We start from the raw sequence: 25,722 nt of genomic DNA on the forward strand, positions 1-25,722 counted from the left end.
ATGCGGACGCTTGGGGAACAGCTGAGGTTGCTCCGGGCCCCGGGGTGGGGGATCTTGGCCACCGTCCCCCACTCGGGCCCCCACCCGGCCCCACCCTGCTGACCTGCGCAAACGGAACACCCGACGGAGTGGTCCGCGCGTTTGTCGCGTTGACTGTGGTGAAAAGTGGGGTACGGTGGTGCCCAGTGGGGCGGAAGGGAAGCCCCGTGGCCGTCCGAGGTGGTTCGCCACCGAGGGCGGTAGGGAGGTGGAGGCCGTGTTCCTCGGCACCCACACCCCGAAGCTGGACGACAAGGGGCGGCTCGCGCTGCCCGCGAAGTTCCGTGACGCCTTGGCGGGTGGGCTGATGGTCACCAAGGGGCAGGATCACTGCCTCTTCGTCTTCCCCCGCGCCGAGTTCGAGCAGATGGCGCGCAAGGTCGCCGAGGCCCCGTTCACCAACGAGGCGGTTCGGGCCTACCAGCGCTACCTGTTCGCCGGCACGGACGAGCAACGTCCTGACGGCCAGGGGCGCATCACCATCGCGCCCGAGCTCCGCCGCTACGCGGGGCTCAGCAAGGAGTGCGTGGTGATCGGGGCGATCACCAGGCTGGAGATCTGGGACGCCCAAGCGTGGCAGGCGTACCTGGAGGAACACGAAGACAGCTACGCGAAGGCTCGAGAGGAAGTACTGCCGGGCGTCTTCTAGGCGTGCGGTCGCGGTGCACCTGCGTCGTCGGGGGACGAGAGGTTCGCCGCCCGCACGACGAGGCGACGCCCACCCCGGATGCCGTGAGGCCTCTGTCCGCTCAACAGCCCTGGTACACCTTCCCCGGTACCAGGTCGGCAGCGGGCGGACAGGGACCTGACGGCATCCGCCATATTTCCCCCGGGCCGTCCAGGCGAGAAAGGGGGGAGGGAACGATGACCGAGCACGTCCCGGTACTGCTCGAGCGGATCGTCGAGCTGTTCACTCCCGTGTTCGCCGACCGTGACGGCGTCCTCGTGGACGCCACCGTCGGCCTCGGCGGGCATTCCGACGCCCTCCTCGAAGCCTTCCCGCGGCTGCGGCTCGTCGCGCTGGACCGCGACCCCGCCGCGCTCGAAAAGTCCCGAGAACGCCTGGCCCGCCACGGCGACCGCGTCCACTTCGTGCACACCGTCTACGACGGGCTCCCGGAGGCGCTCGAAGGGCTGAAGATCGCCAAGGCCGACGGGATCCTGTTCGACCTCGGCGTCTCGTCGATGCAGCTGGACCGGGCCGAGCGCGGCTTCGCCTACGCCAAGGACTCGCCGCTGGACATGCGGATGGACCCGACGACCGGGTTCACCGCCGCCGACGTGCTGAACACGTACGCGCCCGGAGAACTCGTCAGGATCCTGCGCGACTACGGCGAGGAACGCTTCGCCCAGCGGATCGTCAAAGCGGTCGTCGCCGCGCGGGAGAAGGAGCCGTTCACGAACAGCGGGCGCCTGGTCGAGCTGCTCTACGACGCCGTCCCGGCCGCCACCCGGCGGACCGGCGGGCACCCGGCCAAGCGCACGTTCCAGGCGCTGCGGATCGAGGTCAACGGCGAGCTGGAGGTGCTCCGCCGTGCCATGCCGGCGGCGCTGGGTGCCCTGGAAGTCGGCGGCCGGATCGTCGTCGAGTCGTACCAGTCCCTGGAGGACCGCCTGGTCAAGCAGGCGCTGGCCGAGCTCGCGAAGTCCCGCACCCCGGAAGGGCTTCCGGTGGAGCTGCCCGGCCACGGGCCGGAGCTCAAGCTCCTGACGCGGGGCGCCGAGAAGGCCGGCGAAGAGGAGATCGAACGTAACCCGCGTGCCGCTTCGGTGCGGCTGCGGGCCGCAGAGAGGATCGGAGAGCCGCGATGACCGCTCCCGCGAAGTCCCGTCGCCGGGCCGCGCCGGCGACGCGGGGCCGCAGCGACGCCGCCCGCACCCCGGCCACCACCGAGCCCGACGCCCAGCCGGTCCAGCCGGGCAAGGCCGCGCCCCGGCGCGGCTCCCGTGGCCGTACTTCCGCGGCCGAACGCGCCTACGCGCGCCGCGCCCAGCGGGCCGACCTGCTCAAGGAGCGCGAGCCGCGGCCGGAGCCGAAGAAGACCGCCGAGCCGGGCGAGCCCAAGACCGGGCTCAAGCTGCGGCTGCCGAAGTCGCGGGCGTCGTTCGTGCTGATGATGATGGCGCTGCTGGCCGCCGGCGTGGCCACCACGCTGTGGCTGACCACGCAGGCGATCGCCGACTCCTACCGGCTCGAGCAGCTGCGCACGGGCAACGCCCACCTGGCCGAGACCAAGGAACAGCTGCAGCGCGACGTCGCGAAGGCCGAGTCACCCGCTTCGCTGGCCCCCGCGGCCCAGCAGCTGGGCATGGTGCCCGGCGGCGACCCGGCGCGGATCGTCGTCGGTCCCGACGGCAAGACCACCCTCGTCGGCGAGCCCAAGAAGGCCAAGGCGGACACACCCCCCGTGGTGGTCGCGCCGCCCGCCGCGCCCGCCGCCGGCACCCAGTCGCAGCAGGGCGCGCCGATCGAGGGCGACCAGCCCGCCGTGCCCGCCGAGGAGCCGCCCGCCGGAGGCGGCCAGTGATGGCTTCGACGCGGGGGCAGACCCGCTCGCGCGCCGGCAGCGCCCGGCGGACCTACGCGGCCGGGACGCGCAGCGCCGCCGCCCGGCGGGGCAACGGCGGGCACCGCAGCCGGTTCTCCGCCGTGCGCCTGCTGCTGGTCGCCGTGCTGCTCGTCGCGGGCGTGAAACTGGTGCAGGTGCAGTGGTTCGACGCCGCGGCGCTCTCCGCCGCGGCCGAACGGCAGCGCACCCAGACCATCGACATCCCCGCCCAGCGCGGGTCCATTGTGGACCGCAACGGCGCGAAGCTGGCCTTCAGCGTCGAGGTGCGCTCGCTGTCGGTGAACCTCAAGGCGTTCCACAAGACCATGGACGACTGGGTCGCGAAGAACCCCGGCACCAAGAAGACGTTCGACAGCGAGACCGCGGCGGCCGCGAAGTACATCGCGGCCAAGGTGCCGAACCAGCTGACCGAGCAGCAGCTGCTGGACCTGTTCCACAAGCAGGCGCCCTTCACCTACCTCGAGCACAACGTCGAACCGTCGGTCGCCAACGACATCTGGAAGCAGTTCCCGTGGATCGAACGCGAGAAGCGGGCGCTGCGCGAGTACCCGGGTGACAACCTCGCGGCGAACATCGTCGGCGTCGCCAATTGGCGCACCGAGGACAAGGACATCTCGAAGCACAACCTGCACGGCCTGGTCGGGCTGGAGCAGTCCCGCGACAACGACCTCGCGGGCACGCCGGGCCGGATGCTGGTCAACACCAAGAACGGCAGCGACAACGTCGTCATCCCGGGCACCGAGCGCGACCTGCAGGCCGCCGTCCCGGGGTCCGACCTCGAGCTGACCATCGACTCGGACCTGCAGTACGAGCTGCAGCGCCAGCTGACCGACTACGTGCAGCAGTCGCACGCCAAGGGCGGCCAGGCCGTCGTCATGGACTCGAAGACCGGCGAGGTCTACGCGCTGGCCAACGACAAGACGTTCGACCCGAACGACCCGTCGACCTTCAACGACCCCGAGGCGATGAACGACCGGGCGGTGACGACGCCGTTCGAGCCCGGGTCGGTGAACAAGATCGTGACCGCCACGGGCGCGATCGCCTACGGCGTCGCGACGCCCGATTCGACGCTCGAGGTACCCGGCTCGATGCAAGTCGCCGACAAGGTCGTGCACGACGCCTGGACCCACGGCACGCAGACGTTCACCACGACCGGCGTCTTCGCCAAGTCGTCCAACATCGGCACCCTGCTGCTGGCGCAGAAGGTCGGCGAGGAGCACTACGCCGACCTGCTGAAGAAGTTCGGCCTCGGCCAGCGCACCGGCGTCGGCCTGCCCGGTGAGAGCGCGGGTTCCGTGCCCGCGCGCAGCCAGTGGTCGGCCACCACCTTCGGCAACCTGCCCATCGGGCAGGGCCTGTCGATGACCATCCTGCAGATGACCGGGATGTACCAGGCGATCGCGAACGACGGCCTGCGCGTCGAGCCCCGGATCGTCAAGGCGAAGATCAACCCCGACGGCACCACGGTGCCCGAGCCCGCGCCGAAGACGGTGCAGGTGGTCAGCCCGGAGGCGGCCAAGACGGTGCGCGACATGATGCGCGCGGTCGCCCAGAACGGCAAGGGCCTGCAGAAGGGCACCGCGACGACGGCCGCGGTCGAGGGCTACCAGATCTCCGGGAAGACGGGCACCGGCCAGCAGGTCGACCCGCGGACACGCGCCTACAGCGACCACCTCTACAACATCACCTTCGCCGGCATCCTGCCCGCCGACCACCCCCGGTTCGTGGTGGGGATCCGGCTGGACGCGCCCGACACGACGCTGCCGGTGGGGCATTCCGCGGCGCCGCTGTTCCACAGCATCGCCTCGTACCTGACGCAGCGGTACCAGATTCCGTTGTCCGACGGCCCGTCGCCGGTGGTCCCGCTCATCATCACGCCGTCCTAGGCACCACTGTCCGTGAAGGCCTCCTTACCGGCCATTAAAGCCGTGAAGGCCTCCTTACCGGCCATAAGAGCCGGGAAGGAGGCCTTCACGGCTTTTCCCCGGGGATCGTCCACATCGGCCTGCCGTGACGGCGGAACCCTTGCGGCGCAAAGGGGAGCGGTGAGCCGCTTAGCACATGTGCCGGGTTCGCACGCAATCGCCGTACCGCGTGCGGGGGCCCGAACCGCCCGCCGGTAGCCTCTTGGCCGTGTCCGTGTCCTCGTCCAGTTCCCAGGTGCCGGAAAGCCCGGTGAAAGCGGTCCCCGCGCCGCCCCGCCCGGCGCGCATCGTCCCGGTCCCGCTGGCGACCCTCCTCGCCCGGGCGGACGCCCGCCTGATCGCCGGCTCGCCCGACGCGGCCGAGCTCACCGTCACCGGCACCACGCTGCGCGCGCAGCACGTGCTGCCCGGTGACCTCTTCGCCGCCCTCCCGGGCGCCCGCGCCCACGGCGCCGACTTCAGCGACCAGGCCGTCGCCGCCGGGGCCGTCGCGGTGCTCACCGACGCCGAAGGCGCCGAGCGGCCCGCCCTGCGCGACGCCGGTGTCCCGATCCTGGTCCACGCCGACCCCCGCGCCGCCCTCGGCGAGATCGCCGCCTGGATCTACGGCGAGCCCTCCCTGCGCCTGGCCGTCCTCGGCGTCACCGGCACCTCCGGCAAGACCACGACGTCCTACCTGGTCGACGCCGGGCTCCGGGCCGCGGGCCTGACCACCGGCCTGATCGGCACCGTCGAGACCCGCATCGCGGGCGAGCGCCTGGTCAGCGGCTTCACCACGCCCGAGGCGCCCGACCTGCAGGCGCTGCTCGCGGTGATGCTGGAGCGCGGCGTCACGCACGTGCCGATGGAGGTCTCCAGCCACGCGCTCGCGCTGGGCCGCGTCAACGGCACCCGGTTCGCCGTCGGCGCGTTCACCAACCTCTCCCAGGACCACCTGGACTTCCACAAGGACATGCAGGAGTACTTCGCCGCGAAGTCGCTGCTGTTCGACGGCCGCTCGACCACCGAGGTCGTCGTGGTCGACAGCGCGTGGGGGCAGGCCCTGCTCACGCCGCAGACGATCACCGTGACCACGGACCCCGGCACCGACGCGGCGTGGAAGGCCACCGACCTCGAGGCGACGCCGCAGGGGGAGCAGACGTTCACCCTGCACGGGCCGGACGGCGTCAGCGCCCGGGCCCGGATCCCGCTGCCCGGCGAGTTCAACGTCGCCAACGCCGTGCTCGCCGCCGCGATCCTGAGCACCGCGGGCGTCGAGCTGGAGCACATCGTCACCGGGCTCGCGCAGGTGCAGGTGCCGGGCCGGATGGAACGCGTCTACGTCGGGCAGGAGTTCACCGCCGTCGTCGACTACGCCCACAAGCCGGCCGCGGTCGCCCAGGGCCTGGACGCGCTGCGGGCCCGCGCGGACGGCCGGATCATCACCGTGCTCGGCTGCGGCGGCGACCGCGACACCGCCAAGCGCCCGATGATGGGCGAGGCCGCGGCCCGGCGCAGCGAGGTCCTGATCGTCACCGACGACAACCCCCGCTCCGAGGACCCGGCGGCGATCCGCGCCGCCATGCTCGCCGGGGCCCGCGCGGCCGGGCCGGCCGAGATCATCGAGATCGCCGACCGCCGCGAGGCCATCGCGCACGCCGTCTCACTCGCCGAGCCGGGGGACATCGTCTTCCTCGCCGGCAAGGGGCACGAGTCCGGCCAGGAGGCCGGCGGCGTCGTGCACCCGTTCTCCGACCGCGACGAACTGGCCGCGGCCATCCGCAACAAACTCGAGGTGAGTGTGTGATCGTGCTCAGCCTGGCCGAGATCGCCGACGTCGTCGGCGGCCGGCTGCACCGCGCCGACGGGGGCGCGCAAGTGACCGGCAGCGTGGAGTTCGACACCCGGCAGCTCGCGCCCGGCGGCCTGTTCGTCGCCCTGCCCGGGGCGAACGTCGACGGCCACGACCTCGCCGCGCAGGCCGTCGAGGCCGGCGCCGTCGCCGTGCTGGCCGCCCGCGAGGTCGACGCGCCCGCGATCGTCGTGCCGCGGCCGGCCGCGGACGAGACCCACGAGCGGGCGTTCGCGCTGCACGCCGACAAGGACGGCTCCGGTGCCGCGGTCCTGGCCGCGCTCGGGAAGCTCGCCCGGTACGTCGTGCGGCGGCTGGCCGAGGGTCAGCTCACCGTCGTCGGCGTCACCGGCTCCTCCGGCAAGACCTCCACCAAGGACGTCATCGCCCAGCTGATCGAGCCGCTCGGCCCGACGGTCGCGCCGCCCGGGTCGTTCAACAACGAGCTCGGCCACCCGTGGACGGCCCTGCGCGCCGACGCGAACACCAAGCACCTGGTGCTGGAGATGTCCGCGCGCGGCCTCGGGCACATCGCCGAGCTCGCGGACATCGCGCCGCCGAAGATCGGCGTCGTGCTCAACGTCGGCACCGCGCACGTCGGCGAGTTCGGCTCGCGCGAAGGCATCGCGAAGGCCAAGGGCGAGCTGGTCGAGGCCCTGCCCGAGGACGGTCTCGCCGTGCTCAACCTGGACGACCCGCTGGTCGCGGCCATGGCGAGCCGCACGAAGGCCCGGGTGGTGTACGTCGGCGAGAGCGCGTCCGCGCAGGTCCGCGCGGCCGACATCACCCTCGACGACGAGGCCCGCGCGTCCTTCCGGCTGATCACGCCGGCCGGCGAGGCCTCGGTGAAGCTGCCGCTGCACGGCGAGCACCACGTCGGCAACGCGCTGTCCGCCGCGGCGGTCGCGCTGGAGCTGGGCGCCACGCCGGCGGAGATCGCCGCCCGCCTTTCGCAGCTCGAACAGCGGTCCGCGCGCCGCATGGAGGTCGTCACCAGCCCCGACGGCGTGACCTTCCTCAACGACTCCTACAACGCCAACCCCGAGTCGGTGCGGGCCGGCCTCAAGGCCCTCGCGGCGATGACGCGGGAGACCGGCCGCCGGTCCTGGGCCGTGCTCGGCGTGATGGCCGAACTCGGCGCGGACTCGGTCACCGCGCACGACGAGATCGGCAGGCTCGTCGTGCGGCTCAACATCGCCAAGCTCGTCGTGATCGGCCCCGAGGCGGCGGCCATGCACCAGGGCGCGTGCCAGGAGGGCTCCTGGGGCGAGGAAGCGGCCCTGGTGCCCGACGTCGAGGCCGCCGTCGCCCTGCTGCGCGACCAGCTGCGTCCCGGGGACGTGGTGCTGGTCAAGGCCTCCAAGTCCGCCGGTCTCTGGCGCGTCGTCGAGGCCCTGCTCGAAAACTCCGAACGCTCGAACGGTGGTGACGCGTGATCAGCATCCTGATCGCGGCCGCGGCGGGCCTGCTGATCTCCATCCTGCTCACGCCCTATCTGATCCGGGTCTTCTCCCGGCAGGGTTTCGGCCAGGAGATCCGCGAGGAAGGCCCCCAGGGACACAAGTCCAAGCGCGGCACGCCGACCATGGGCGGCGTCGCGATCATCATCGCGATGGTCGTGGGCTACTTCGCCGCGCACCTGATCAACTGGATGTTCAACTCCCGCAGCGGCGCGCCGACGGCCTCCGGGCTGCTGGTGCTGATGCTCGCGGTGGGGCTGGGGATCGTCGGGTTCCTCGACGACTTCATCAAGATCCGCAAGCAGCGCAACTTGGGGCTGAACAAGACCGCGAAGCTGGTCGGGCAGCTCGTGGTCACCATCGCGTTCGCGGTCCTGGTGCTGAACTTCCCGAACGAGCAGGGCCTCACGCCGGCGTCGGAGAGCCTCTCCTACGTCCGTGACCTCGCGCTGATCACCTTCCCGTCGGTGATCTTCGTGATCTTCTGCTACATCGTGATCTCCGGCTGGTCGAACGCGGTGAACTTCACCGACGGCCTCGACGGCCTGGCCGGCGGCTCGGCGGCGATGGTGCTGGCGACCTACGTCGTCATCTCGTTCTGGCAGGAGCGGCTCAACTGCGCGAACGGCCCGGCGCAGGCCTGCTACGACGTCCGCGACCCGCTGGACCTGGCCGTGGTCGCCGCCGCGGCGACCGGCGCCTGCGTCGGGTTCCTCTGGTGGAACGCGGCCCCGGCGAAGATCTTCATGGGCGACACCGGCTCGCTGGCCCTCGGCGGCCTGGTCGCCGGCCTGTCCATGACGACCCGCACCGAGCTGCTCGCCATCGTCATCGGCGGCCTGTTCATGGTCGAGATGATCTCGGTGGTCGCGCAGATCGCGGTGTTCCGGACGACCCGGCGAAGGCTGTTCCGGATGGCACCGTTCCACCACCACTTCGAGCTGGCCGGCTGGGCCGAAACCACGGTGATCATCCGGTTCTGGCTGCTCTCGGCGATCTGCTGCATGTTCGGGCTCGGCCTGTTCTACAGCGAGCAGCTGGGCTTCGGCGGCTGACATGGATGTTGCCGGTCGTCACGTTCTCGTCGCCGGGGCGGGGGTCACGGGCAAGTCCGTGGTCCCGGTGCTGGTGGACCTCGGCGCACGCGTCACGGTCACCGACGGCAACGCCGAGCGCTTGGCCGAGCTGGAAGGCCTCGGCGCCGACCTGGTGCCGGGGCTGACCGAGCCACCTTCGGACGTCGTCCTCGTCGTCACCAGCCCGGGCTGGCGCCCGACGTCGCCGCTGCTCGTGGCCGCCGCCGAAGCGGGCATCGAGGTCATCGGCGACGTCGAGCTGGCGTGGCGGGTCGGGCAGCTGCGGGAGCACCCGCCGTCGTGGCTCGTCGTGACCGGCACCAACGGCAAGACGACCACCGCCGGCATGCTCGAGTCGATCCTCAAGGCGGCCGGCGGCAACGCCGTGGCCTGCGGGAACATCGGCTACGCGGCGCTCGACGCGGTCCGCGCGGGCTACGACGTGCTGGCCGTGGAGCTGTCGAGCTTCCAGCTGCACTGGTCGTCCACCCTGGCGCCGGACGCGGCCGTGGTGCTCAACCTGGCCGAGGACCACATCGACTGGCACGGCTCGATGGACGAGTACGCCGCAGCCAAGGGCCGGGTGTACGCCCGCGCCAAGGTCGCCGTGCACAACGCCGACGACGAGTGGTCGACCCGCATCGCCGACGAACACGCGCCGGAGAGCGCCCGCCGCGTCGGCTTCCAGCTCGACACCCCGCGCGCCGGTGAACTGGGGATCGTCGAGGACCTGCTGGTCGACCGCGCTTTCGTCGCCGACCCGGCGACCAGCGCCGAAGAACTGGCCACGCTGGCCGACGTCCGCCCGGCGGGCCCGCACAACGTCGCGAACGCCCTCGCCGCGGCCGCGCTGGCCCGTGCCCACGGCGTGTCGCCGGACGCCGTGCTGAAGGGCCTGCGCGAGTACCAGCCCGCGCCGCACCGGGCCGTCGAGGTCGCCGAGGTGGCCGGTGTCCGGTACGTCAACGACTCGAAGGCGACCAACCCGCACGCGGCCGCGGGGTCGCTGCGCGCGCACGAGTCGATCGTGTGGATCGCCGGGGGCCAGCTCAAGGGCGCCTCCGTCGACGAGCTGGTGAGCAGCATCGCAGGCCGGCTGCGCGGAGTCGTGCTACTCGGTGTCGATTCACCCGTGATCGCCGCCGCGGTCGCGCGACACGCGCCGGATGTCCCGGTGAACAGCCTCCGTCCGGGTGACGATGAACCCATGACTGCGGCGGTGAGTGCGGCCAGCGCGATGGCCCGGCCAGGTGACGTGGTGCTGCTGGCACCCGCCGCGGCGTCGTTGGACATGTTCTCGAGCTACGGCGAGCGCGGCGACGCGTTCGCCGCGGCCGTGCGTGTCCTCCGCGACGACGCAGCGGGGGAGCCGAGTGACGACAGCTGAACCGAAGCCCGACGCACCGCCGAAGCGGCCACGCCGCGAGCGCAAGGAGAGCGCGTTCGTCGCCGTCCGGACCGCGCTGACCGCCTGGCTTTCGCGCCCCTTGGCGTCGTTCCACCTCGTGCTCGCCCTCACCGGCGTGCTCACCGTCATCGGCATCGTCATGGTGCTGTCGGCGTCGTCGGTCGCGTCCTACAACCCGAAGACCGGCAGCGGCGTGTACTCGCTGTTCGTCAAGCACCTGGTGTTCGTCGCCCTCGGCTCGGTCGTGTTCTGGCTGGGGCTGCGGGTGAAGCTGGAGCGGATCCGGCGGATGTCGGCCACCGTGACGGTGATCTGCCTCGGCCTGCTGGTGCTCGTGCTCACTCCGCTCGGCTCGACGGTCAACGGCTCGCAGGGCTGGTTCAAGATCGGCGAGTTCACCTTCCAGCCGGTCGAGGCCGCGAAGGTCGCGCTGGCCTTCTGGGGCGCCCACATCCTGGTCATCAAGTACAACGTGATCCACCAGTGGCGGCACCTGCTGGTGCCGGTGGTGCCGATCGCGCTGCTGATGTTCGCCCTGGTCATGCTGCAGCCCGACCTCGGCGGCACGGTCACCCTCGCCGTCGTCCTGCTGGCCCTGCTGTGGTTCGCCGGCGCTCCGAAACGGCTGTTCGGCGTGATCCTCGCCGGCGGCCTGGCCGGGGTGCTCGTGCTCGCCGTCATCGCGCCCTACCGGCTCGCCCGGGTCATGTCGTTCCTTTCGCCGGACGCCGACGTCACCGCCGAGGGCTTCCAGGCCAACCAGGCCAAGCTGGCGCTCGCCGACGGCGGGTTCCTGGGCAAGGGCCTCGGCCAGGGCACCTCCAACTGGGGCTACCTGCCGAACGTGCAGAACGACTTCATCTTCGCCCTGATCGGCGAGGAGCTCGGGCTGATCGGCTGCGTCGTCGTGCTCGCCCTCTTCGGCGGGGTCGCCGTCGTCGGCCTGCGGATCGCCACCCGCAACATCGACCCGTGGATCCGGATCGTCTCCGGCACGCTGACGGTGTTCCTGGTCGCGCAGGCCGGCATCAACATCGGGTACGTGGTCGGCCTGCTGCCGGTCACCGGCGTCACCCTGCCGCTGATCTCCTACGGCGGCACGTCGCTGGTGATCACCATGCTCATCATGGGGGTGCTCGCGAACGCCGCCCGGCACGAACCGGAGGCGGTGGCCGCACTGCGCACGCAGGGGCCGGGTAAATTCGGGCGACTGCTGCGGCTGCCCGCGCCCGACCCGTACCGCCCGCCCGCCACTCGCAAGGCGGCGGGACGGAGTGGGGCGAAGGCGGCCAGGCCGGCGCCCCGTGCGGCGCGGCCCGCCCCGGCGCAGGAACGACGGAGGTCGGTCCGCGAACCGGTGCGCCGCAGCGCGGCACGGACGAGCGCGGCCACGTCTCGCGGGGCCGCGCGGACAACAGCGAGCCGTGGTACCCGGAGTACCGCGAACCGGAGAGGTCATCGGTGAGTAACCCCGTCAAGGGAACCGGCCGGGCGGCCGCGGGCAAGGCACCCGTGGTCGTGGTCGCCGGAGGCGGCAGCGCAGGACACATCGAACCCGCCCTCGCGCTGGCCGACGCCGTCAAGCGGCTGCGCCCGGACGCGACGGTCGTGGCGCTCGGTACCGAGCGGGGCCTGGAGAACAAGCTCGTCCCGGCCCGCGGCTACCCGCTGGAGCTGATCCCGCCGGTGCCGATGCCGCGCAAGCCGACGCCGGAGCTGCTCCGGCTGCCGCTGAAGGTCCGCGACTCGGTGCGGAAGACGCGTGAGGTGCTGGACCGGGTCGGCGCGGACGTCGTCGTCGGCTTCGGCGGCTACGTCGCCCTCCCGGCCTACCTGGCCGCGCGTGGGCGCGTCCCGATCGTCGTCCACGAGGCCAACCAGTCGCCGGGCCTGGCGAACAAGGTCGGCGCGCGGTTCGCCCGCCGCGTCGGCGTCGCCGTCCCCGGCACGCCGCTGCCGAAGGCGGAGGTCGTCGGGATCCCGCTGCGGCCGTCGATCACGACGCTGGACCGTGCCGCGCTGCGGGCGGAGGCCCGCGCCCACTTCGGGCTGGACCCGGACGCGCCGACGCTGCTGGTGTTCGGCGGTTCGCAGGGCGCGGTGTCGATCAACAACGCCCTGTCGGGCGCGGCGAAGGACTTCGCGGACGCCGGCGTCGGCGTGCTGCACGCGCACGGCCCGAAGAACACCCTGGTCGTGCAGGAGTTCCCGGGCAAGCCGGCGTACGTGCCGGTGCCGTACCTGGAACGGATGGACCTGGCCTACGCGGCGGCCGACGCCACGGTGTGCCGCTCGGGCGCGATGACCGTCGCCGAGGTGACCGCGGTCGGGCTGCCCGCGGTGTTCGTCCCGCTGCCCTACGGCAACGGCGAGCAGGCCACCAACGCCCGGCCCGCCGTCGACGCCGGCGCCGCGCTGATGGTCGAAGACGCCGACCTCACCCCGGCGAAGGTCGCCGAACTGGTCATCCCGCTGGTCACCGACGCCGACCGCGTCGCGAAGATGAGCGCGGCGGCGGTCGGCATGGGACACCGTCAAGCCGACGAAGTGCTCGCCAAGATCGTCCTGGAGGCCGCCGGTGCCTGAGCTGCCCGAAGACCTGCGCCGGGCCCACCTGATCGGGATCGGCGGCGCCGGCATGTCCGGCATCGCGCGGATCCTGCTGGCCCGGGGCGCTTTCGTGTCGGGCTCGGACGCCAAGGAGTCGCGGGCGCTGCTGTCGCTGCGCGCCCAGGGCGCCGAGCTGTTCGTCGGCCAGAGCGCGGCGAACCTTTCGGCGCTCGCCGAGCCGCCGTCCGCGGTGGTCGTCTCGACGGCGATCAAGGAGACCAACCCGGAGCTGGCCGCGGCCCGCGCCGCCGGCATCCCGGTGCTGCACCGGGCCCAGGCCCTGGCCGGGCTGATGGAGGGCCACCGCGTCGCCTGCATCGCGGGCACGCACGGCAAGACGTCGACGACGTCGATGCTCACGGTGGCGCTGCAGCACTGCCGGCTCGACCCGTCGTTCGCCATCGGCGGCGACCTCAACGAGTCCGGCGCCAACGCCCACCACGGCGAGGGTGGCGTCTTCGTCGCCGAGGCCGACGAGAGCGACGGCTCGTTCCTGACGTACGTGCCGTCGGTCGCGGTGGTGACGAACGTCGAGCCGGACCACCTGGACCACCACGGCACCGCCGAGGCCTACACGAAGGTGTTCCGGGACTTCGTCGACCGGATCGAGCCGGGCGGCCTGCTGATCGTCTGCGCCGACGACGAGGGCGCCGACGCGCTGGGCGACGAAGCCGCGAAGCGCGGTGTCCGGGTGCAGCGCTACGGCCGCTCGGTGAGCGGGGCCGACGACGCCGGGATCACGTCCTACGAGCCGCTGCCCGACGGCGGGATCGTGCGGATCTCGCTGCGCGGCGAGCCGATCGACGTCAAGGTCGCGGTCCCGGGCGAGCACATGGCGCTGAACGCGGTCGCGGCCCTGCTGGCCGGGATCGAGCTGGGCGCGTCGCCGGCCGGGCTGGCCGAAGGGCTCGCGGCGTTCGGCGGCGTCCGGCGGCGGTTCGAGTTCAAGGGCCGGGCCGGCGACGTCCGCGTCTACGACGACTACGCGCACCACCCGACCGAGGTGGCCGCGCAGCTGCGCGCGGTGCGGACGGCGGCCGGGACCGGCCGGGTCCTCGTGGTGTTCCAGCCGCACCTGTACTCGCGGACCAAGACGTTCTCGGCGGAGTTCGCCGCCGCGTTGTCGCTGGCCGACGAGGTCGTCGTGCTGGACGTCTACGGCGCGCGCGAGGAGCCGGAACCGGGCGTCACCGGCGCGCTGATCGCGGACCGCGTGACCGCGAAGGTGCACTACGAGCCGGCCTTCGACTTCGCCGCGCCGCTGGTGGCGGGGCTGGCGAAGCCGGGCGACCTCGTGGTGACCATGGGCGCCGGCGACGTGACGCAGCTGGGCCCGGAGATCCTCGCCGAGCTGGACAAGCGCTGAGGCCATGAGCTCGACCAGGGAACGCCGCCGTCCGTCCTCCGACGAGGATGTGCCGGATCGCGCCGTCCTGGCCAGGCAACGCCGGGGGCGGCGCTCCGAGGAGGAGCGCCGCCGGACCCGCGCCGCGCGCCCTTCGCCGCGCAACCGGCCCAACCGCCACGTCGAGATCCGCCGCCGGTGGGTCGCGCTGCTGAGCCTGCTCACCGTGGTGGCGATGGTCTACCTGCTGTTCTTCAGCTCGATGCTGGGGGCGCAGGACGTCGCGGTGAACGGCTCCCGCTCGGTGTCCGCCGACCAGATCCGCACGGTGGCGGCGGTGCCGTCCGGCAAACCGATGCTGCGGCTGAGCACCGACGAGATCCGCGACCGGGTGGCGGCGATGCCGGGCATCGCGACGGTCGAGGTGTCGCGCTCGTGGCCGAACACGGTCGAGATCACGGTGACCGAGCGCACGGCGATCGCGTTCTTCGACAGCGGCCCGGGCGGCGACGGAGTGCACCTGGTCGACGGCGCCGGCGTGGTGTTCAAGACGGTGCCGGCCCGCCCGCCGGGCCTGCCGGAGCTGAAGCTGCCCAAGGTGTCGGCGGACGACCCGGTGACCCGGGCGGTGACGGCGGTGCTCGGCGTGATCCCGGAGCAGCTGCTCAAGCAGGTCACGACGGCGACGGCGAAGACCCCGGCGAGCGTGGAGTTCACCCTGGCCAGCGGCAAGATCGTCCGCTGGGGCACGGCGGAGCAGACCGACCGCAAGGCCAAGGTCCTGGCGGCGCTGCTCACCCAGGAGGGCAAGATCTACGACGTCGCGGCGCCGGAACTGCCGACCATCACCTCCTGAAGTTCTTTTTCGCGTGCAGCCGGGTTCTCGTATGCCCTACGATCTCGTATGGCATACGAGAACGAGGAGGGTGCGATGACGATCCTGGTGACGGGCGCGACCGGCAGCGTCGGCCGGTTGGTGGTCGACGAGCTGGTCGCGGCGGGAGCGCCGGTGCGGGCGCTGACGGTCGATCCTTCGCGGGCTTCGCTGCCGGCCGAGGCGGAGGTCGTCGTCGGGTCGCTCGCGAAGCCGTCGACGCTGCCGGTGGCGCTGAAGGGCGTCTCGGCGGTGTACCTCGCGCCGATGGCGAGGACCGTGCGGCGGTTCTGCGAGCTGGCGTCGGAGGCCGGCATCGAGCGGGTCGTCGCGCTGTCGGGCAGCAGCGTCGGTGACGGCCACGAGGGATCCAGCGGGAACGAGTACGCCGCCGTCGAGGCCGCGGTCCGGGACGCCGGGTTCGCCTGGACGTTCCTGCGGCCGGGCGTCTTCATGAACAACACGCTCGACTGGGCGGACATGGTCCGCGCGGGGGAGGTCGCGATGGCCTACGGCGACGCGACGCAGACCCCGATCGACCTCGGCGACATCGCGGCCGTCGCCGCCCGGGTGCTGCTGTCCGAGGGTCACGTCGGCGAGACGTATGTCCTCAGTGGACCATCGGCGATCAGCCTGCGGGGGCAGGTGGCGACGCTGGAATCGGTACTGGGCAAGGAAATCCGGTTCCGTGAGCTGACCCGCGCCGAACAACGCGCGCAGTGGATCGGATACGGCATCCCGGAGGCGGCCGTCGACTGGCTGCTCGACGGCTTCGAGGAAACCCTCCGGCACCCGCAGGTGCCGACCGGTGTCGTCGAGGAGCTGCTGGGCCGTCCGGGGACGACGTACGCGCAGTGGGTGGCGGCCCGGCGGGACGTGTTCGCCTAGTGTCGCGCGTCCGCGATTCGTTGAAGGCGGCCCGAGGATGCGCCCCAATGTGGCGTTGGTTGCGTCTGACGCACCGAACGCCACATTGGGTGCGCTGGACGCACCGAACGCCACATTGGGGCGTTCGGCCCGAACGTCGAACAGCTTGCGAGGCGCGACACTAGACGCGCGTGCGGGCCATTCCGGCCAGGCCGATCAGGGGAAGTGCGCCGGCGAACACGACGACCGCCGTCCAGCCGCCGAGGTGGTAGGCGATCGAGCCCGCCTGCGAGCCGATCGCGCCCCCGATGAAGAAGGTGCCGAGGTAGACGCTGTTGATCCGGGCGCGGGCTGCGGGGTCGAGCTGGTAGATCGTGTGCTGGCCGACCACCAGCGTCGTCTGCACGGCGGTGTCGACGGCGATCGCGGCGAGCGCCAGCAGCACGACGCTGTGCGCGCCGAACCCGGCGAGGGCGAAGGCCGCGGCGCAGAGCACGAAGGCGCCCGCGGTGAGCCGACGGCCGTGGCCGTGGTCCGACCACCGCCCGGCCAGTGGTGCCACCGCGGCGCCGGCGGCGCCCGCCAGCGCGAACAGGCCGACGCCGAGCTGGGAGTAGTCGAACGGCGGCGCGGTGAGGACGAAGGCGATGGTCGTCCAGAACGCGCTGAACGCACCGAACATCGCCGACTGGTACAGGGCGCGGTGCCGCAGTGGCGGGTGCTTCCGGGCCATGGCGAGTGTCGAACGGATCAGCTGTCCATAGTGGACGTCCGTCTTGGGCGCGCGGCGCGGCAGGATGAAGCGCAGCACGACGGCGAGCACGGCCATCGCCGCGGCGGAGATCAGGAACACGACGCGCCAGCCGGTCACCTCGGCGAGCAGGCTGGCGACTACGCGCGACAGCAGGATGCCGAAGAGCAGCCCGCTCACGACCCGCCCGACGATCCGGCCGCGGATGGCGTCGGGCGAGAGGTCGGCGGCGAACGGGATGAGGATCTGCACGACCACCGACGTGGCCCCGACCAGCAGCGAGGCGATCAGCAGCACGGCGAACCCGGGTGCGACCCCGGTGACGACCAGGCCGGCGCAGGCGAGCGCGAGCAGCGTGGCGACGAGACTCCGGTTCTCGAGCCGGTCGCCGAGCGGAACGAGCAGCAGCATCCCGGCGGCGTACCCGAGCTGGGTGGCGGTGACGACCCCGCCGGCGGCGGCCTCCCCGACGCCGTAGGTCTGCCGCAGCTCCGCGAGCAGCGGCTGGGCGTAGTAGAGGTTGGCGACGGTCAGTCCACAGGAGACGGCCAGGAGCAGGACGAGCCACCCGGGCGGGGCTTTTTGCTCGGTCTCGGTCATGCGTGCGTGCCCCCAGCCGTGGGTGGAACCGGTTTGATCGGTTCCCGACGGTACCAGTCAAACCGGTTCCGGCGTACTGTGACGAGCATGACGGACCGATTCCGCTCGGGGGCGGGCAGGCTGTGCCTCGACTTCATCAGGACGCTGCGCTTCCGCGGCACCCCATCGGAGACGGAGGAACTCCCGGACGCGGCGGCGTGGGGAGCGTGGATCGACCAGCTGGGCCCGTTCTCGGTCGCGGTCCGGCCCGCTTCGGTCGAGGAGGCTCGTGCCCTGCGCGAGGCTGTTCACTCGCTGCTCACGGAACCCGCGGTCCGTCCTGTCGTCCGGCAGCGGTTGAACCGCTTCGCGGCCCTGCCGGTTCCTGCGCCTTCGCTGACTTCGTCGGGCGAATTGCGTTGGCAGGCTTCGGATCCGGCGTCGGCGACGCTGGCGTTGCTGGCGCGTGACGCGTTGGACCTGGTGACGTCGGCGGAGTTCGCGCGGGTCCGGCGATGCGCGGGGACCCGGTGCGGGGCGCTGTTCCTGGACACGTCACGGCCCGGGACCCGGCGGTGGTGCTCGATGGAGATCTGCGGGAACCAGGCGAAGAAGTCGACTTATCGAGCCAAGGCCGGGGCGCGGTGAGCCGGGAACCGAAACTGTCGGACCCCTCTGGCAGAGTCCCGGTCATGACCGAACGACCCGAACGCCCCAAGATCCCGCTCACCGGCGGCGAACGCGACATCCTCACCGCCCAGCTCGACCGCCTGCGCGCCACCGTCGCGTGGAAGTGCGCGAACCTGCCCGACGACCAGGCCCGGCTCGCCCACCTGCCCAGCGAGCTGACGACGATCGCCGGGCTGCTCGGGCACCTCGCGCTCAACGAGTGGTACTGGTTCGCCGTCGTCGTCGACGGCGAAGAAGACACCTGGGAGGAACGCCTCAAAGAAGACCCGGACGCCGAGTTCCGCACCGACGCGTCGATGCGCGAGCTGCTGGCCGACTACGCGAAGCAGTGCGAACGCAGCCGCGAGATCGTCGCGAAACACGGGCTCGACGACCAGGTCACCCACAACGGCGAGACCTTCAACGTCCGGTGGGTCCTCACACACATGATCGAGGAGACCGCACGCCATGCCGGTCACCTCGACCTGCTTCGCGAGCTGACCGACGGCCTCACCGGGGAGTGACGCGCCGCGGCGGCAACGGGAAGAACCCGCTGGTCCGCTCGACGTAGTGCGCGTACGCCGGGCGTGTACGCGCCATTCCCTTCTCCAGCAAGGGCTTCCCCGTTCCGCGGGCCAGCGTGAAGGTCATCGCCACGGGGGAGAGGATCGTCGCCGCTCCCGGCCAGGTCGAACACGCCAGGAGGTAGAGGCCCCACCACACGCACGCGTCGCCGAAGTAGTTCGGGTGGCGCGTGTAGCGCCACAGCCCCGTGTCGAGTACTCGGCCGCGGTTGCCCGGGTCCGCCTTGAACCGGCGCAGCTGCTCGTCGCCGATCGTCTCGAACGCGAACCCGACCAGCCACACCACCACGCCGAGCCAGCCGAGCACGCCGAACCCCGTGCCGTCCATCGCGAACTGGACCGGCAGCGACACGAAGTACAGCACCACGCCCTGGAACAGGTACACGCGGACGAACATCCGCAGCGGCCCCGGCGCCATCCGCGCGTACCGCGGGTCCTCCGGCAGCTTGTGGTTGCGCAGGTGCAGGTGCACCGCCAGCCGCACGCCCCAGACCACCGTCAGGAGCAGCGCCACCAGCCGCAAGGACAGCGGGCCGTCGCCGAACGGGAACGCCACCGCGGCGACCAGCGCGAAGCCGAGCCCCCAGAACGTGTCGACCGTGTCGTACCGCCCGCGCGCCCGCGCGATCCCGAAGGTCACCACCACCGCCACGAGCGTGACGGCCGCCGTGACGAGCAACTGCGGCATCAGCACCACTCCCGCGTCGCCGGCATGCCGCTCGTGCCGTCGGCCAGCGGCCGCACGCCCAGGATCTGGTCCACGCCCATCCGGTTCTCCTCGAACGCCAGCGCCCCGCCCACCAGGTACAGCCGCCAGACCCGCGCGCCCGTCTCGCCGATCAGCGCGACGACGTCGGCCCAGTTCTCCTCCAGGGTGTCGGCCCAGGCACGGACCGTCCAGACGTAGTGCTCGCGCATCGGGTGCACGTCCCGGATCTCCAGGCCCGCCGCCTCCAGGTGGTCCAGTGTCCGGCCGACCGGGCGCATGGTCATGTCCGGGGCGATGTACCGCTCGATGAACGCGCCGCCGCCGGGCGCGTCGGCGCCGCGTGACATCTGCTGGAGCAGCACCCGGCCACCCGGCTTCACCATCCGGTGGAGCGTCGCCGCGTACTCCGGGTAGTTGACCTCGCCGACGTGCTCGCCCATCTCTATGGACGCGACCGCGTCGAACGGCTCGTCCGTCAGCTCCCGGTAGTCCTGCCGGCGCACCTCGACGCGGTCTTCCAGGTCGTGCTGGGCGAGCCGGGCGCGGACGTGCTGGAGCTGCTCGGCCGACAGCGTGATGCCGACGGCCTCGACGCCGTGGTGCTTGGCCGCGTGCACCAGCAGCGAGCCCCAGCCGCAGCCGATGTCCAGCAGCCGCATGCCGGGCCGCAGCCCCAGCTTGCGGCAGACCATCTCCAGCTTGTCGTGCTGCGCCTGGCCGAGGCTCTGCGAAGGGGAGGTGAAGTACGCGCTGGAGTAGGCCATCGAGTCGTCCAGCAGCAGCTGGAACAGGGCGTTCCCGGAGTCGTAGTGGTGGGCGATGGCGGAGCGGTCGCGCCGCGGGCTGTGCAGCTTCCCCGACAGCCGGGCCTCCTCGGCGGGCGGCTTGGGCGGCAGGCCGGCGACGCCCAGCCGGGCGGCGAGCGCGGCGGCTTCCCACCAGGTGCGCGGCCCGATCTTCACCCGGTTGATCTCCCCCGTGCGGGTGAGGGCCCAGATCCGGCGGAAGCCGTCCGCCAGATCTCCTTCGACGTCGAGGTCACCGGTGACGTACGCGCGGGCGAGCCCCAGCTCGCCGGGCGCGTACAGCAGGCGGCGCAGGGCGCGGCGGTTGCGCAGCACCACGGTGGGCGCGTCCACCGGGCCGGCGCGGGTTCCGTCCCAGGTCCGAAGGCCGACGGGGAGCTGCCCGCCGAGGAGCTTCCCGGCGAACGAAGCGAGTCGGTGCGCGGTGGTGTTCGGCATGTCCGGGATTCGCTCTACCCTGCGGTGCGGATTGGTGCCGGACCCGGCCAATCCGATCGGGTCACGGCTGCGAAGGACCGCTGTGGAGATCACGGGAGAACGCATCGGCGTCATCGGCAGCGGGGTGGCCGGACTGACCGCCGCCTACCTGCTGCAACGCAAGTACGAAGTCCTGCTGTTCGAGGCCGACGACCGCCTGGGCGGGCACGCGCACACGCACGACGTGCCGAGCGCGCACGGCGGCACCGTCGGGGTGGACTCCGGCTTCATCGTCCACAACGAGCGCACCTACCCGACGCTGCTGAGGCTGTTCGCCGAGCTGGGGGTGGCCACGCGCGACACGGAGATGTCGATGAGCATCCGCTGCGACGGCTGCGGCCTGCAGTACGCCGGCGCCAAAGGGCTGGCCGGGCTGTTCGCCCAGCGCGGCAACCTCGTGCGCGGCCGCTACCTGCGGATGCTGGCCGAGGTCAAGCGGTTCCACCGCCACGCGAAGCGGCTGCTGGCCACCAAGGACACCAGGGCCGCCGGAGAAGTCACGCTCGGGGCGTTCCTCGCCATCGGCGGCTACACCCGCTACTTCGTCGACCACTTCATGCTGCCGCTGGTGTCCACGGTCTGGTCGGCCGACCGCACCGACACGCTGAAGTACCCGGCGCGGTACCTGTTCGAGTTCCTCCGCAACCACGGCATGCTCTCGGTGAAGAACTCCCCGGCCTGGCGGACCGTCGCGGGCGGCTCGCGCGAGTACGTCGAGCGCGCGGCGAAGCAGCTGACGGCGGTGCACCTGTCGACGCCGGTGCGGTCGGTGCTGCGCACAGCCCGGGGCGCCGAAATCCGCGACGACGCCGACACGCCGCACCGGGTCGACAAGGTCGTCATCGCCACGCACGCCGACCAGGCACTGGCGCTGCTGGCCAACCCGACCGACGCCGAACGCGAGGTCCTCGGCGCGTTCCGCTACTCGGCCAACGAAGCCTGGCTGCACACCGACACGAGCGTGCTGCCCTCGCTCGCCGACGCGCGGGCCGGGTGGAACTACCGCGCCCCGGCCTGCGGCGCGCCGACCGGCGCGGTGCAGGTCAGCTACGACATGAACCGCTTGATGCGCCTGGAAGAGCCCACCGGGTACGTCGTCACGCTCAACCCGGGCACCGCCCCGGGCCCGGACCGCCTGGTGGCGAAGATGCGCTACGAACACCCCGTCTACACGCCGGAATCCCTTGCGGCGCAACGACGGCTGCCCGAGCTCAACGACGGCGTCGTGGCGTACGCCGGGGCCTACCACGGCTGGGGTTTCCACGAGGACGGCTGCGCTTCGGGCGCCAGAGCCGCCGAAAGCCTGGGGGTGATCTGGTGACGAACGCGCTCTACGACGCCACGGTCGCGCACGTGCGGCGGATCGACCCGCCGCACGCCTTCGCCCACCGCGTCTACCTGTGGCGGGTGGACCTGGACGACCTGCCGCGGCTGCCGTGGTGGCTGCGGCCGTTCGCGGGCTTCGACCGCCGCGACCACTTCGCGGCGGGCGACCCGCGCGGCATCCGCGAGAAACTGGACGCCTGGCTCGCCGAGCGCGGCGTCGACCTGCGCGGCGGCCGGGTCGTCATGCTGGCCGCCGCGCGCGTGCTCGGGTACGTGTTCAACCCGATCAGCGTCTACTGGTGCCACGGCCCGGACGGCCGGCTCGAGTGCGTCGTGGCCGAAGTGCACAACACCTACGGCGGCCGCCACGCCTACCTGCTGCACCCCGACGATGCCGGCCGCGCCCGCGCGGCCAAGGAGTTCTACGTCTCGCCGTTCCAGGAGATGGACGGCGAATACCGGATGCGCCTGCCGCGCCCGGAAGCGTTGCTGGACCTCACCGTCGCGTTGCGCCGCGGGACGGCCACGCCGCTGGTCGCTACGCTGCGGGGAGTTCGCCGCCCGGTGAACCCGCGGTGGCTGGCCCGGCTCGTGCTGGCCCGGCCGCTGCTCCCGCAGCGGGTGTCCGCGCTGATCCGCCGCCACGGCGTCACGCTGTGGCTGCGCAAGGCCGCGGTCGTCCCGCGCACCCCGCAGAACGCCGGAGGACAGCTGCATGGATGAGCCGGCCCGCCCGCGCCACATGGCGCCGGTGCCCTCCGAACCCCTGGCCGGCCCGACGGCCGAGGAGCTCATGGTGCGCGTCGCGAAGGGCGACGAGCGGGCCTTCGAGCTGCTCTACGACCAGCTCGCCGGGCCGATCTTCGGCCTGGTCCGGCGGATCGTGCGCGACGCGGCCCAGTCCGAAGAGGTCGCCCAGGAGGTGCTCGTCGAGCTGTGGCGCACCGCGACGCGGTACGCCCCCGACAAGGGCTCGGCGCTGAACTGGGCGATGACGCTGGCCCACCGCCGCGCGGTCGACCGCGTCCGCTCGGCGCGCGCCAGCACCGAACGCGAGCAGAAGGCGACCTTCGAGGCCGCCCGCGGCCGCCCGTTCGACGAGGTCGCCGAGTCCGTCACCGCCCGGCTCGAACGCTCGCAGGTCCGCCGGTGCCTGTCCTTCCTGACCGACCTGCAGCGCGAATCGGTGCTGCTCGCCTACTACCAGGGCTATACGTATCGCGAGGTGGCCGAAGTGCTGTCGACGCCGCAAGGAACCATCAAGACGCGGCTCCGGGACGGGCTGATCCGCCTGCGGGACTGCCTGGGGGTGACCGCTTGAGCACGCCGGACATGCACACCCTGGCGGGTGCCTTCGCCCTCGACGCCGTCAACGACGTCGAGCGCGCGGAGTTCGCCCGCCACCTCGAGCAGTGCGAGTCGTGCACGCAGGAGGTCGCCGAGCTGCGCGCGACCGCGGCGCGGCTGGGCGCGGCGATGGCCGAGGAGCCGCCGCCGTACTTCAAGGACCGCGTCATGACGGCCATGCACGCCAGCCGCCAGCTGCCCCCGCGGACCCGGCCCGGTGCGCCCGAACGGCACCGCCGCTCGGCCCGGGCCCCGCGCTGGGCGGTCTTCGTCGCGGCCGCGGCCGCCGTCGTCGGGCTCGCCGCGGGCGGCGTGTTCGGCGGGATCGCGCTGACCCAGCAGCAGGAGCTGCGGACCGCGCAGAGCCGCCTCGACCAGGCGAAACAGCAGTTCGCGCCGGTGGCGGCGCTGCTCGCGGCCCCGGACGCGAAGACCGCGCACGGCGAAGCGCCCACCGGGGGCGGCGTGACGGTCGTCCTGTCTCGCTCGCTGAACCGCGTGATGGTGATGGACGCGGGCCTGCCGTCGCAGCCGGGCGGGAAGGTCTACGAAGCCTGGCTGATCACCGGCAAGGACGCCCCGCGCTCGGCCGGGGTGATCGCGGCGGCCGACGACGGCGGCCTGGTCGTGGCGGACGGTGTCGGGAGCGCCGACAAGGTCGCGGTGAGCATCGAACCGCCGGGTGGCTCGGTCACCGGGACGCCTTCGGAGGTCCTCATGAGCATGCCCGTGCCCGCCTGATCTTGCGCCATAGCAGACAGGCTCGGGGCGGCGCGCCGGGCTCCCCGCTCTTGCGCGCTCGAACGTGTTGTGGCAAAACACCTTTGCGACACACGGCGTGCCTACTGGATTAGAGCGTGCCTGGTGCCTACCGTCCTGCCTAACGTCGGCAGTTGACATAACTCTCGATCTAGGGTTGAGGTTGAGAGTCGATCACCGGCCGGCGGGCTGTACGGGCACAACGATCAGGAAGGCGGACTTCGATGACGCCCCCGCACAACTACCTTGCGGTGATCAAGGTGGTCGGCATCGGCGGTGGCGGCGTGAACGCCGTGAACCGCATGATCGAGGTCGGCCTCAAGGGCGTCGAGTTCATCGCGGTGAACACCGACGCGCAAGCACTGCTCATGTCCGACGCCGACGTCAAGCTCGACATCGGCCGCGAGCTGACCCGCGGCCTCGGCGCGGGCGCCGCCCCCGAGGTCGGCCAGAAGGCCGCCGAAGACCACCGCGAAGAGATCGAAGAGGTCATCAAGGGCGCCGACATGGTGTTCGTGACCGCGGGCGAGGGCGGCGGCACGGGTACCGGCGGCGCGCCGGTCGTCGCGCAGATCGCCCGCAAGCTGGGCGCGCTGACCATCGGCGTCGTGACCCGGCCGTTCACCTTCGAGGGCAAGCGGCGCGGCAAGCAGGCCGAAGACGGCATCCAGGCGCTGCGCAACGAGTGCGACACGCTCATCGTGATCCCGAACGACCGGCTGCTGCAGCTCGGCGACATCGGCGTGTCGCTGATGGACGCGTTCCGCTCGGCCGACGAGGTCCTGCTCTCCGGTGTCCAGGGCATCACCGACCTGATCACCACGCCGGGCCTGATCAACCTCGACTTCGCCGACGTCAAGAGCGTCATGTCGGGCGCGGGCTCCGCGCTGATGGGCATCGGGTCCGCACGCGGCGAGGGCCGGGCCATCCAGGCCGCGGAGAAGGCGATCAACTCGCCGCTGCTGGAGGCGTCGATGGACGGCGCCCACGGCGCGCTGCTGTCCATCGCGGGCGGCTCCGACCTGGGCCTGTTCGAGATCAACGAGGCCGCGTCGCTGGTGCAGGAGTCCGCGCACCCGGACGCCAACATCATCTTCGGCACGATCATCGACGACTCCCTCGGCGACGAGGTCCGCGTCACGGTGATCGCGGCCGGGTTCGACGCCGGCGCGCCGACGCACAAGAAGCTGGACCCGTCGACGTTCGGCTCCGGTTCGCGTTCGTCGTCGACCACGGCGTCGGCCTCGGCCGGGCAGGTTTCGAACCCGCCGACGCCGCCGTCGGGCGCCACCCCGGTCCCGTCGGCGGGCAGCTCCGGCTACCCGGTGGCGCCGCCGCGCTCGCACTCGCCGATGCCCTCGGCCACCGGCAACCAGCCGCCCGGCGGGCTCCCGCAGCCCGGCGGCGGCTCGCGCGGCTACTCGCCGATCGGCTCCAACGCGACCCAGGGCAGCCTGCCCGGGCGCGCGATGCCGGTGCACGACGACCCGTCCGACGACGAGGTCGACGTCCCGCCGTTCATGCGGCGCTAGCCACCAGCTCCGAAGGCCATCACCCGCGAACTAGAGTCGTGGGTGGTGGCCTTCGGCAACTCCGGAGGCCCGGCTCACCTTGTTGACCGGCCGCCAGCGCCCCAATGTGGCGTTGGGGGGGGGGGGGGGCCCCCACGCCCCCCCCGTGGGGGTGTTTGTTGAGGAGAGGGCACCGGTG

Annotated in this window: 23 protein-coding genes; 20 read left to right on the forward strand and 3 right to left on the reverse strand. The window is 72.2% G+C overall.

All coding sequences use genetic code 11. From position 1 onward, the window contains the following. Window positions 1–256: 256 nt before the first annotated feature. From mraZ to AB0G28_RS27705, 13 genes are all read left to right on the forward strand, one after another. Complete coding sequence (gene mraZ, locus AB0G28_RS27645; RefSeq protein WP_004561064.1) at window positions 257–688, forward strand: division/cell wall cluster transcriptional repressor MraZ; 432 nt, start codon at window positions 257–259, stop codon at window positions 686–688. A gap of 215 nt (window positions 689–903) precedes the next feature. Then, a complete protein-coding gene (rsmH, locus tag AB0G28_RS27650; protein ID WP_361094951.1) occupies window positions 904–1,851 on the forward strand; it encodes a 16S rRNA (cytosine(1402)-N(4))-methyltransferase RsmH in 948 nt (315 codons plus the stop codon). Continuing rightward, window positions 1,848–2,567 (forward strand): hypothetical protein, encoded by a 720-nt coding sequence (locus tag AB0G28_RS27655; protein WP_361094954.1) that lies wholly within the window; start codon window positions 1,848–1,850, stop codon window positions 2,565–2,567. Before rsmH ends, AB0G28_RS27655 begins: the two co-directional genes overlap by 4 nt. Beyond that, window positions 2,567–4,495: a penicillin-binding protein 2 gene (locus AB0G28_RS27660; RefSeq protein WP_361094957.1), complete on the forward strand. Its 1,929-nt coding sequence runs from the start codon at window positions 2,567–2,569 to the stop codon at window positions 4,493–4,495. Before AB0G28_RS27655 ends, AB0G28_RS27660 begins: the two co-directional genes overlap by 1 nt. A gap of 289 nt (window positions 4,496–4,784) precedes the next feature. Beyond that, window positions 4,785–6,320 carry a UDP-N-acetylmuramoyl-L-alanyl-D-glutamate--2,6-diaminopimelate ligase gene (locus AB0G28_RS27665; RefSeq protein ID WP_361095027.1) on the forward strand — a complete coding sequence of 512 codons (1,536 nt, stop codon included), beginning with the start codon at window positions 4,785–4,787 and terminating at the stop codon, window positions 6,318–6,320. Next, on the forward strand, window positions 6,317–7,801 hold the full coding sequence (gene murF, locus AB0G28_RS27670) for a UDP-N-acetylmuramoyl-tripeptide--D-alanyl-D-alanine ligase (protein WP_361094961.1): 1,485 nt from the start codon (window positions 6,317–6,319) through the stop codon (window positions 7,799–7,801). The genes AB0G28_RS27665 and murF overlap by 4 nt, the downstream gene beginning before the upstream one ends. Further along, on the forward strand, window positions 7,798–8,880 hold the full coding sequence (gene mraY / locus AB0G28_RS27675) for a phospho-N-acetylmuramoyl-pentapeptide-transferase (RefSeq protein WP_361094964.1): 1,083 nt from the start codon (window positions 7,798–7,800) through the stop codon (window positions 8,878–8,880). The genes murF and mraY overlap by 4 nt, the downstream gene beginning before the upstream one ends. A 1-nt stretch (window position 8,881) precedes the next feature. Beyond that, window positions 8,882–10,288: a UDP-N-acetylmuramoyl-L-alanine--D-glutamate ligase gene (gene murD / locus AB0G28_RS27680; RefSeq protein ID WP_361094967.1), complete on the forward strand. Its 1,407-nt coding sequence runs from the start codon at window positions 8,882–8,884 to the stop codon at window positions 10,286–10,288. Further along, a complete protein-coding gene (gene ftsW / locus AB0G28_RS27685; RefSeq protein WP_361094970.1) occupies window positions 10,275–11,774 on the forward strand; it encodes a putative lipid II flippase FtsW in 1,500 nt (499 codons plus the stop codon). Before murD ends, ftsW begins: the two co-directional genes overlap by 14 nt. Further along, complete coding sequence (gene murG / locus AB0G28_RS27690; RefSeq protein WP_361094973.1) at window positions 11,771–12,895, forward strand: undecaprenyldiphospho-muramoylpentapeptide beta-N-acetylglucosaminyltransferase; 1,125 nt, start codon at window positions 11,771–11,773, stop codon at window positions 12,893–12,895. Before ftsW ends, murG begins: the two co-directional genes overlap by 4 nt. After that, window positions 12,888–14,285, forward strand: a complete 1,398-nt coding sequence (gene murC, locus AB0G28_RS27695) for a UDP-N-acetylmuramate--L-alanine ligase (RefSeq protein ID WP_361094976.1) — start codon at window positions 12,888–12,890, stop codon at window positions 14,283–14,285. Before murG ends, murC begins: the two co-directional genes overlap by 8 nt. Before the next feature lie 4 nt (window positions 14,286–14,289). Continuing rightward, on the forward strand, window positions 14,290–15,120 hold the full coding sequence (locus tag AB0G28_RS27700) for an FtsQ-type POTRA domain-containing protein (RefSeq protein WP_361094979.1): 831 nt from the start codon (window positions 14,290–14,292) through the stop codon (window positions 15,118–15,120). Window positions 15,121–15,195: 75 nt separating this feature from the next. Further along, a complete protein-coding gene (locus AB0G28_RS27705) occupies window positions 15,196–16,026 on the forward strand; it encodes an NAD(P)H-binding protein (protein WP_361094982.1) in 831 nt (276 codons plus the stop codon). A 160-nt stretch (window positions 16,027–16,186) separates the two neighbouring features. On the opposite strand, the gene AB0G28_RS27710 is transcribed toward AB0G28_RS27705, so the two are convergent. After that, entirely contained in the window at window positions 16,187–17,356 is a 1,170-nt protein-coding gene (locus tag AB0G28_RS27710) for an MFS transporter (protein ID WP_361094985.1), read from the reverse strand. A gap of 87 nt (window positions 17,357–17,443) precedes the next feature. Here AB0G28_RS27710 and AB0G28_RS27715 point away from each other — a divergent pair, with 87 nt between their 5' ends. Next, window positions 17,444–17,983 (forward strand): ABATE domain-containing protein, encoded by a 540-nt coding sequence (locus AB0G28_RS27715; protein WP_361094988.1) that lies wholly within the window; start codon window positions 17,444–17,446, stop codon window positions 17,981–17,983. Between the two features lie 44 nt (window positions 17,984–18,027). Next, a complete protein-coding gene (locus AB0G28_RS27720; protein ID WP_361094991.1) occupies window positions 18,028–18,528 on the forward strand; it encodes a DinB family protein in 501 nt (166 codons plus the stop codon). Here AB0G28_RS27720 and AB0G28_RS27725 read toward each other — a convergent pair. After that, complete coding sequence (locus AB0G28_RS27725; protein ID WP_361094994.1) at window positions 18,515–19,276, reverse strand: DUF1295 domain-containing protein; 762 nt, start codon at window positions 19,274–19,276, stop codon at window positions 18,515–18,517. The genes AB0G28_RS27720 and AB0G28_RS27725 overlap by 14 nt on opposite strands. Beyond that, complete coding sequence (locus AB0G28_RS27730; protein WP_361094997.1) at window positions 19,276–20,541, reverse strand: cyclopropane-fatty-acyl-phospholipid synthase family protein; 1,266 nt, start codon at window positions 20,539–20,541, stop codon at window positions 19,276–19,278. The genes AB0G28_RS27725 and AB0G28_RS27730 overlap by 1 nt, the downstream gene beginning before the upstream one ends. Window positions 20,542–20,623: 82 nt before the next feature. Between AB0G28_RS27730 and AB0G28_RS27735 the strand changes: the two genes are divergently transcribed. The 5 genes from AB0G28_RS27735 to ftsZ all read left to right on the forward strand — a co-directional run bounded on the left by AB0G28_RS27735 (window position 20,624) and on the right by ftsZ (window position 25,544). Further along, window positions 20,624–21,901 (forward strand): FAD-dependent oxidoreductase, encoded by a 1,278-nt coding sequence (locus AB0G28_RS27735; protein WP_361095000.1) that lies wholly within the window; start codon window positions 20,624–20,626, stop codon window positions 21,899–21,901. Beyond that, complete coding sequence (locus AB0G28_RS27740; RefSeq protein WP_361095030.1) at window positions 21,895–22,629, forward strand: DUF1365 domain-containing protein; 735 nt, start codon at window positions 21,895–21,897, stop codon at window positions 22,627–22,629. Before AB0G28_RS27735 ends, AB0G28_RS27740 begins: the two co-directional genes overlap by 7 nt. After that, on the forward strand, window positions 22,622–23,227 hold the full coding sequence (sigK, locus tag AB0G28_RS27745) for an ECF RNA polymerase sigma factor SigK (protein WP_361095003.1): 606 nt from the start codon (window positions 22,622–22,624) through the stop codon (window positions 23,225–23,227). The genes AB0G28_RS27740 and sigK overlap by 8 nt, the downstream gene beginning before the upstream one ends. A gap of 11 nt (window positions 23,228–23,238) precedes the next feature. Beyond that, window positions 23,239–23,994: an anti-sigma factor gene (locus tag AB0G28_RS27750; RefSeq protein WP_361095032.1), complete on the forward strand. Its 756-nt coding sequence runs from the start codon at window positions 23,239–23,241 to the stop codon at window positions 23,992–23,994. 242 nt (window positions 23,995–24,236) lie between these two features. After that, entirely contained in the window at window positions 24,237–25,544 is a 1,308-nt protein-coding gene (ftsZ, locus tag AB0G28_RS27755; RefSeq protein WP_361095006.1) for a cell division protein FtsZ, read from the forward strand. Window positions 25,545–25,722 lie beyond the last annotated feature (178 nt).

The sequence above is a fragment of the Amycolatopsis sp. NPDC021455 genome (assembly GCF_040640995.1).
Lineage (GTDB): Bacteria > Actinomycetota > Actinomycetes > Mycobacteriales > Pseudonocardiaceae > Amycolatopsis.

What these genes read in the sequence shown, in the direction of transcription:
- AB0G28_RS27705 (WP_361094982.1), top strand. Translation starts at nt 15,196, where the DNA reads ATGACGATCCTGGTGACGGGCGCGACCGGCAGCGTCGGCCGGTTGGTG.
- ftsZ (WP_361095006.1), top strand. Translation starts at nt 24,237, where the DNA reads ATGACGCCCCCGCACAACTACCTTGCGGTGATCAAGGTGGTCGGCATC.
- AB0G28_RS27730 (WP_361094997.1), bottom strand. Translation starts at nt 20,541, where the DNA reads ATGCCGAACACCACCGCGCACCGACTCGCTTCGTTCGCCGGGAAGCTC.
- AB0G28_RS27710 (WP_361094985.1), bottom strand. Translation starts at nt 17,356, where the DNA reads ATGACCGAGACCGAGCAAAAAGCCCCGCCCGGGTGGCTCGTCCTGCTC.
- AB0G28_RS27725 (WP_361094994.1), bottom strand. Translation starts at nt 19,276, where the DNA reads ATGCCGCAGTTGCTCGTCACGGCGGCCGTCACGCTCGTGGCGGTGGTG.
- murD (WP_361094967.1), top strand. Translation starts at nt 8,882, where the DNA reads ATGGATGTTGCCGGTCGTCACGTTCTCGTCGCCGGGGCGGGGGTCACG.
- sigK (WP_361095003.1), top strand. Translation starts at nt 22,622, where the DNA reads ATGGATGAGCCGGCCCGCCCGCGCCACATGGCGCCGGTGCCCTCCGAA.
- AB0G28_RS27715 (WP_361094988.1), top strand. Translation starts at nt 17,444, where the DNA reads ATGACGGACCGATTCCGCTCGGGGGCGGGCAGGCTGTGCCTCGACTTC.
- AB0G28_RS27700 (WP_361094979.1), top strand. Translation starts at nt 14,290, where the DNA reads ATGAGCTCGACCAGGGAACGCCGCCGTCCGTCCTCCGACGAGGATGTG.
- AB0G28_RS27720 (WP_361094991.1), top strand. Translation starts at nt 18,028, where the DNA reads ATGACCGAACGACCCGAACGCCCCAAGATCCCGCTCACCGGCGGCGAA.
- rsmH (WP_361094951.1), top strand. Translation starts at nt 904, where the DNA reads ATGACCGAGCACGTCCCGGTACTGCTCGAGCGGATCGTCGAGCTGTTC.
- AB0G28_RS27660 (WP_361094957.1), top strand. Translation starts at nt 2,567, where the DNA reads ATGGCTTCGACGCGGGGGCAGACCCGCTCGCGCGCCGGCAGCGCCCGG.
- AB0G28_RS27750 (WP_361095032.1), top strand. Translation starts at nt 23,239, where the DNA reads ATGCACACCCTGGCGGGTGCCTTCGCCCTCGACGCCGTCAACGACGTC.
- AB0G28_RS27655 (WP_361094954.1), top strand. Translation starts at nt 1,848, where the DNA reads ATGACCGCTCCCGCGAAGTCCCGTCGCCGGGCCGCGCCGGCGACGCGG.